We start from the raw sequence: 6,196 nt of genomic DNA, 5'->3' as shown, positions 1-6,196 counted from the left end.
CCTCGATGCAAATCGAGGCCCCCCGCTCCTGGTTGGCGCCGGCCGAGACCCGACGGGTCGTCAGACCTCCACCACCACAGGGAGGATCATCGGCCGCCGCCGGTAGGTGTCCGAGACCCACTTGCCGAGGGTCCTGCGCACCAGCTGCTGGAGCTGATGGGGTTCGACGACCCCGTCCTGGGCCGAGCGTTCCAGCGCTTCCGTGATCTTGGGAAGCACCGCTGCGAAGGCCGAGTCCTCGATGCCCGAGCCACGGGCCTGGACATGCGGTCCGCCGGTGATCTTGCCGGTGGAGGAGTCGATGACCAGGAAGACCGAGATGATGCCCTCGTCGCCGAGGATCTTGCGGTCCTTGAGGGCCGGCTCGCCCACGTCGCCGACCGAGAGACCGTCGACGTAGACGTATCCCGCCTGGACCTTGCCGGAGATCTTGGCCTTGCCCTCGACCAGGTCGACGACGACGCCGTCCTCGGCGATGACGATGCGGTCGTGCGGGACGCCGGTCAGGGCGCCCAGTTCGGCGTTGGCGCGCAGGTGGCGCCATTCGCCGTGGACCGGCATCAGGTTCTTGGGTCGGCAGATGTTGTAGAAGTACAGCAGCTCGCCGGCCGAGGCGTGGCCCGAGACGTGCACCTTGGCGTTGCCCTTGTGGACGACGTGCGCGCCCCAGCGGGTCAGGCCGTTGATCACGCGGTACACCGCGTTCTCGTTGCCCGGGATGAGGGACGAGGCCAGGATGACCGTGTCGCCGTCGACGATGCGGATCTGGTGGTCCCGGTTGGCCATGCGGGACAGGGCGGCCATCGGTTCGCCCTGGGAACCCGTGCAGACCAGGACCACTTCGCTGTCCGGCAGGTCGTCGAGCGTCTTGACGTCCACGACGAGACCCGGCGGCACCTTCAGGTAGCCCAGGTCACGGGCGATGCCCATGTTGCGGACCATGGAGCGGCCGACGAAGGCGACCCGGCGGCCGTACTCGTGCGCCGCGTCCAGGATCTGCTGGATGCGGTGGACGTGGCTGGCGAAGCTCGCCACGATGATCCGCTTGCGGGCGCCGGCGAAGACCTGGCGCAGGACGTTGGAGATGTCCCGCTCCGGCGGAACGAACCCCGGGACCTCGGCGTTCGTCGAGTCGGCGAGGAGGAGGTCGATGCCCTCCTCGCTCAGCCGTGCGAAGGCGTGGAGGTCCGTGAGGCGGTTGTCCAGCGGAAGCTGGTCCATCTTGAAGTCGCCCGTGTGGACCGCCATGCCCGCGGGGGTGCGGATGGCGACGGCCAGCGCGTCCGGGATGGAGTGGTTGACCGCGATGAACTCGCAGTCGAACGGGCCGATGCGTTCGCGGTTCCCCTCCGCGACCTCGAGGGTGTACGGACGGATGCGGTGCTCCTGGAGCTTGGCCTCGATGAGCGCGAGGGTCAGCTTGGAGCCGATCAGCGGGATGTCCGGCTTCTCGCGGAGGAGGAAGGGGACACCGCCGATGTGGTCCTCGTGGCCGTGGGTGAGGACGATGCCCTCGATGTCGTCGAGGCGGTCCCGGATGGACGAGAAGTCCGGCAGAATCAGGTCGATTCCGGGCTGCTCCTCCTCGGGGAAGAGCACTCCGCAGTCGACGATCAGCAGGCGTCCGCCGTACTCGAAGACCGTCATGTTGCGGCCGATCTCGCCGAGACCGCCGAGCGGGGTGACCCGCAGACCGCCTGCGGGAAGCGCCGGGGGCCGGCCCAGTTCAGGATGCGGATGACTCAAAAGACTCTCCTCACCACACGCGCCACGTACCGGTGGCACGTGGCGCGCGTGACGTTCGTGCAGAAGCAGTTGTCGTATTGGGGTGCAGGCACCGGTGGCCTGCCTATTCAGTTGTGAAGTCTCGGTCGTGCGGTGGTGCCAAGTCTGTTGTCAGAGCTGTACCCCGCCGGCGGCAAGATCGATCTTGAGCTGCTCGGTTTCCTCGGGCGTGAGACCGACCATGGGCGCGCGCAGCGGTCCTGCGGGCAGTCCGAGGAGGGCGAGCGCGGCCTTGGTGGTCATGACGCCCTGGGTGCGGAACATGCCGGTGAAGACCGGGAGCAGCTTCTGGTGGATCTCCAGGGCCTTCTGTACGTCACCGGCGACGTGCGCGTCCACCATGGCACGCAGTTCGGGGGTGACGACATGGCCGACGACGGAGACGAAGCCGACCGCGCCCACGGAGAGGAGCGGCAGGTTCAGCATGTCGTCGCCGGAGTACCAGGCGAGGCCGGAACGCGCGATGGCCCAGCTGGCGCGGCCGAGGTCGCCCTTGGCGTCCTTGTTGGCGACGATCCGCGGGTGCTCGGCGAGGCGGACCAGCGTCTCGGTGTTGATCGGGACGCCACTGCGGCCGGGGATGTCGTAGAGCATGACCGGCAGCTCGGCGGCGTCGGCGATGGCCGTGAAGTGCTGGTACAGGCCCTCCTGCGGGGGCTTGTTGTAGTACGGCGTGACGAGCAGGAGGCCGTGCGCGCCGGCGTGCTCGGCGGCGCGGGCCAGCTCGATGCTGTGCTGGGTGTTGTTGGTGCCGACTCCGGCGACGACGTGTGCACGGTCGCCGACGGCCTCCAGGACCGCTCGTACGAGGTCCGCTTTCTCCGCGTCGCTGGTGGTGGGGGACTCGCCCGTGGTGCCGTTGATGATCAGGCCGTCGTTGCCTGCGTCCACCAGGTGGGCGGCGAGCCGCTGCGCGCCGTCGAGGTCGAGTGCGCCGTCCGCCCTGAAGGGCGTGACCATGGCGGTGAGGACCCGCCCGAAGGGGGTCTGCGGAGTGGAGGTCGGAGCCATGGGTTACACGCTACTCGTTGCTCAGGGCGGGGTCTGCCCTCGGGGGATGCGGCAGATCGGGGAGGAGGTGGAGCCCGGCACTGCCTGCTCGGGGGTTCAAGCAGTGCCGGGTCCCTTTGATCAGGCTAGATGAACTTCACAGAACGCCGCAATCCGGACACTTCGGCCGGCGGATGCGTACATCTGTGCCCGGTCGGGCTCCGTGGGCGCCCTACGGCGCCACGCGTCCGTTCGCGTTGAAGGCGGCGTAGGTGAGCGGCATGAGCTCGGCCCACGCGGCCTCCATCCGCTCGCCGACCATCTCGATCTCGCGCTGCGGGAAGGACGGGACCTTGGCCAGCTCGTGCTGGGTGCGCAGGCCGAGGAAGTGCATCAGCGAGCGGGCGTTGCAGGTGGCGTACATCGAGGAGTACAGGCCGACGGGGAGCACCGCGCGGGCCACCTCGCGGGCGACGCCCGCGGCGAGCATCTGCCGGTACGTCGCGTAGGCCTGGCGGTAGGAGTCCTCCATGGCGCTCCCCACCAGCTCGTACTGCTCCGGGGTGCCCTCGACGAAGACGTACTTGCCGGGCCGGCCCTGCTGGACCAGCTTGCGGGAGGTGTCCGGCACGTAGAAGACGGGCTGGAGCTCCCGGTAGCGGCCCGACTCCTCGTTGTAGGACCAGCCGACGCGGTGCCGCATGAACTCGCGGAAGACGAAGATCGGGGCGCTGATGAAGAAGGTCATCGAGTTGTGCTCGAACGGGCTGCCGTGCCGGTCCCTCATGAGGTAGTTGATCAGGCCCTTGGAGCGCTCCGGGTCCTTCTTCAGCTCGTCCAGGGACTGTTCGCCGACGGTCGAGACGCGGGCGGCGAAGAGTACGTCGGAGTCGGTCGCGCTGCTCTTCACCAGCTCGACGGTGACGTCGCTGCGAAGGTCGATCTTGAAATCGTCGGTGGGGGTGTCGGTCACGGTGTGGAGGGCCTTCCCATCTCGTCGCTCGGGCGAGGCCACTCTACGGCCACCCAAACGGGGCTTTTCACGGCCGTGCCGCGATGAAGTCGGTGAAAGTGGGCACCTGCGAGGGCATTCGTTCGTCTGTATGAGTAACAGCGACCCACTCCGGTCGCTGTGGACCGATCCCCGAAGGGAGACGCACCTCCAATGATCCGCCGGCGTGAACCCGTGCCGTTCGCCTTCGTCGCCGAGGCCGACAGGTTCCGCAGCAATGTCGCACCCCCGCCCCGTCAGCGGGCGTCCTTCGGCCAGTTGGCCGGGCGCTGGCTGCTGGGTCTCACCGTCGTCGCAGGACTCGTGGGCTCCCTCGTGATCGGGATGCCCTCCCTGTCGGCCGACCAGCCCTCCGGGCACAAGCAGCCGTCGCAGGCGTCCGACGGGCGCTAGAGGCGTCCCTGGGACAGTCGTCCTCACTCCATCCGGGCCCCCGAGGGTGGTGACCGGAGACACAGGTCGGTAGCCTCACCGGGCACAGCACACGCCATGGAACGAGTGAGGACCAGCCGTGCCCCTGCCCTTCCTGACGGCCGACCGCGCCTTCGACGCCGCCGACGAGGTCGCGCTGCCGTACGACGACCGCGACCTCTGGCGCCGGCCCTACCGGCCGGGACCGTGGCGGGTGGGGCCGGCGGCGCTGTTGCTGCTGCTCGCCTCGTTCGTGCTGTTCGCGGCGGTCATCATCGCGGCGACGGACTCGCTGTCCGCCGCCGGTGTGGTCTTCGGCGTGGCGGTGGTGGTGATCGCGTGCGCCTTGCGGCTGCTGCGCATGGGCGCGTGGGTGAGCGCGCGCGGCGTCCGGCAGGTGGGCTTCTTCAGCACACGCACGATGACCTGGCAGCAGGTCACCAGTGTGCGGACGGTGCAGCAGCCGGTGCGTTGGCTCGGGCTGCCGCGGACGGTGCAGGGTCAGGCTCTGCTCCTCGTCCGGCAGGGGCGGCCCGCTGAGTCCGTGCCTCCCCTGCTGACCACCCACAACGCCGACTTCCTCGCGCGGGAGGACGCCTTCGACCGGGCGGCGGACGCCGTGGAGGCGTGGGCCGCCGAGTACGGGCGTAGCTGAGCACGAACTGACGCCGGGGCCCGGTCCGCGAGTGCGGACCGGGCCCCGGCGCTTCGGTCGGAGTGTATCGGTCGGTGTGTTTCGGTGGCTGTCGGTCGGCTCAGGCCGCCTCGACGTGCTTGCCGTCGTGCAGGGCGATCGCCCGTTGCATGGCCTTGCGGGCGCGCGGGGTGTCGCGGGCGTCGTGGTAGGCGACGGCGAGGCGGAACCAGCTGCGCCAGTCGCCGGGCGCGTCCTCCGTCTCGGCCTTGCGCAGGGCGAAGACCTCGTCGGCCGAGTCCCGGTCGACGCGGCCGCTGGGGGTGCGCTTCAGCTCGTCCATGGGCAGTCCGCCCTCGGCGTCGAGCTCGGCGGCGAGCTGGTTGGCCTTGCGGACGAACTGGGTGTTCTTCCAGAGGAACCAAAGGCCGATCACCGGCAGGATCAGCACCGCGACACCGAAGGCGACGGTGAGGGGTGTGCCGGTTTCGATGAGCATCACACCGCGGCTGCCGGCCAGGACGAAGTAGAAGACCAGGACGGCGGCCGTGATGACGTAGGAGATCTTCGCGCGCATGAGGTCAGGAGCTCGGTCCGGGTCTCAGTTCAGGTCCAGGAAGTGTTCCAGGCCGAGGGTCAGGCCCGGCGTGCTCACCACGCGGCGCACGCCCAGCAGGATGCCGGGCATGAAGCTGCTGTGGTGCAGGGAGTCGTGGCGGACGGTGAGGGTCTCGCCCTCGCCGCCGAGCAGGACCTCCTGGTGGGCGAGCAGGCCGCGCAGGCGGACCGCGTGGACCGGGACACCGTCGACGTTCGCGCCGCGAGCGCCGTCCAGGGCGGTGGCAGTGGCGTCGGGCGCCGGTGCGGTGCCTGCCTTCTGCCGGGCCTGGGCGATCAGCTGGGCGGTGCGGGTGGCGGTGCCGCTGGGGGCGTCCACCTTGTTCGGGTGGTGCAGCTCGACGACCTCGACGGACTCGAAGTACGGGGCCGCGATCTGCGCGAACCTCATGGTCAGCACGGCGCCGATGGAGAAGTTGGGCGCGATGAGGACACCCGTCTCCACAGAGCCGTCGAGCCAGGTCCTCAGCTGTGCGAGACGCTCGTCGGTCCAGCCCGTGGTGCCGACGACGGCGTGGATGCCGTGGCGTACGCAGTAGTCGAGGTTGTCCATCACCGAGGCGGGGGTGGTCAGCTCGACGGCGACCTGGGCGCCGGTCTCGGCCAGCGTGTCCAGGCTGTCGCCCCGGCCGAGGGCGGCGACCAGTTCCAGGTCCTCGGCGGCCTCGACCGCCCGGACCGCCTCGGAGCCGATCCGGCCCTTGGCGCCGAGGACGGCCACGCGCAGCTTGCTCATGTCTCTTGCT

7 protein-coding genes are annotated in these 6,196 nt (G+C 69.6%); 2 read left to right on the top strand and 5 right to left on the bottom strand.

The genetic code is table 11. From position 1 onward, the window contains the following. Positions 1-60: 60 nt before the first annotated feature. From RM812_RS05060 to thyX, 3 genes are all read right to left on the bottom strand, one after another. Complete coding sequence (locus RM812_RS05060; RefSeq protein ID WP_311571165.1) at positions 61-1,746, bottom strand: ribonuclease J; 1,686 nt, start codon at positions 1,744-1,746, stop codon at positions 61-63. 150 nt (positions 1,747-1,896) lie between these two features. Beyond that, entirely contained in the window at positions 1,897-2,796 is a 900-nt protein-coding gene (gene dapA, locus RM812_RS05055; protein WP_311571164.1) for a 4-hydroxy-tetrahydrodipicolinate synthase, read from the bottom strand. A 211-nt stretch (positions 2,797-3,007) separates the two neighbouring features. Then, entirely contained in the window at positions 3,008-3,748 is a 741-nt protein-coding gene (gene thyX / locus RM812_RS05050) for an FAD-dependent thymidylate synthase (RefSeq protein WP_311571163.1), read from the bottom strand. A gap of 192 nt (positions 3,749-3,940) precedes the next feature. Between thyX and RM812_RS05045 the strand changes: the two genes are divergently transcribed. Both RM812_RS05045 and RM812_RS05040 read left to right on the top strand, forming a co-directional pair. Further along, positions 3,941-4,180 carry a hypothetical protein gene (locus RM812_RS05045; protein WP_311571162.1) on the top strand — a complete coding sequence of 80 codons (240 nt, stop codon included), beginning with the start codon at positions 3,941-3,943 and terminating at the stop codon, positions 4,178-4,180. Positions 4,181-4,298: 118 nt separating this feature from the next. Beyond that, positions 4,299-4,853, top strand: a complete 555-nt coding sequence (locus RM812_RS05040) for a hypothetical protein (protein WP_311571161.1) — start codon at positions 4,299-4,301, stop codon at positions 4,851-4,853. 100 nt (positions 4,854-4,953) lie between these two features. On the opposite strand, the gene RM812_RS05035 is transcribed toward RM812_RS05040, so the two are convergent. Both RM812_RS05035 and dapB read right to left on the bottom strand, forming a co-directional pair. Continuing rightward, positions 4,954-5,409 carry a tetratricopeptide repeat protein gene (locus RM812_RS05035; RefSeq protein ID WP_311571160.1) on the bottom strand — a complete coding sequence of 152 codons (456 nt, stop codon included), beginning with the start codon at positions 5,407-5,409 and terminating at the stop codon, positions 4,954-4,956. A 24-nt stretch (positions 5,410-5,433) separates the two neighbouring features. Next, positions 5,434-6,186 carry a 4-hydroxy-tetrahydrodipicolinate reductase gene (gene dapB, locus RM812_RS05030; RefSeq protein ID WP_311571159.1) on the bottom strand — a complete coding sequence of 251 codons (753 nt, stop codon included), beginning with the start codon at positions 6,184-6,186 and terminating at the stop codon, positions 5,434-5,436. Positions 6,187-6,196 lie beyond the last annotated feature (10 nt).

Origin of the sequence: Streptomyces lancefieldiae, from assembly GCF_031845825.1 — a bacterium.
In the GTDB taxonomy this organism is placed as follows: domain Bacteria; phylum Actinomycetota; class Actinomycetes; order Streptomycetales; family Streptomycetaceae; genus Streptomyces; species Streptomyces lancefieldiae.
Note: the sequence above shows the minus strand (reverse complement) of the source record. Positions and strands in the feature narration are given on the sequence as shown.

Coding starts and splice junctions, on each gene's coding strand:
- dapA (WP_311571164.1), bottom strand. CDS start 2,796: ATGGCTCCGACCTCCACTCCGCAGACCCCCTTCGGGCGGGTCCTCACC.
- RM812_RS05045 (WP_311571162.1), top strand. CDS start 3,941: ATGATCCGCCGGCGTGAACCCGTGCCGTTCGCCTTCGTCGCCGAGGCC.
- RM812_RS05035 (WP_311571160.1), bottom strand. CDS start 5,409: ATGCGCGCGAAGATCTCCTACGTCATCACGGCCGCCGTCCTGGTCTTC.
- dapB (WP_311571159.1), bottom strand. CDS start 6,186: ATGAGCAAGCTGCGCGTGGCCGTCCTCGGCGCCAAGGGCCGGATCGGC.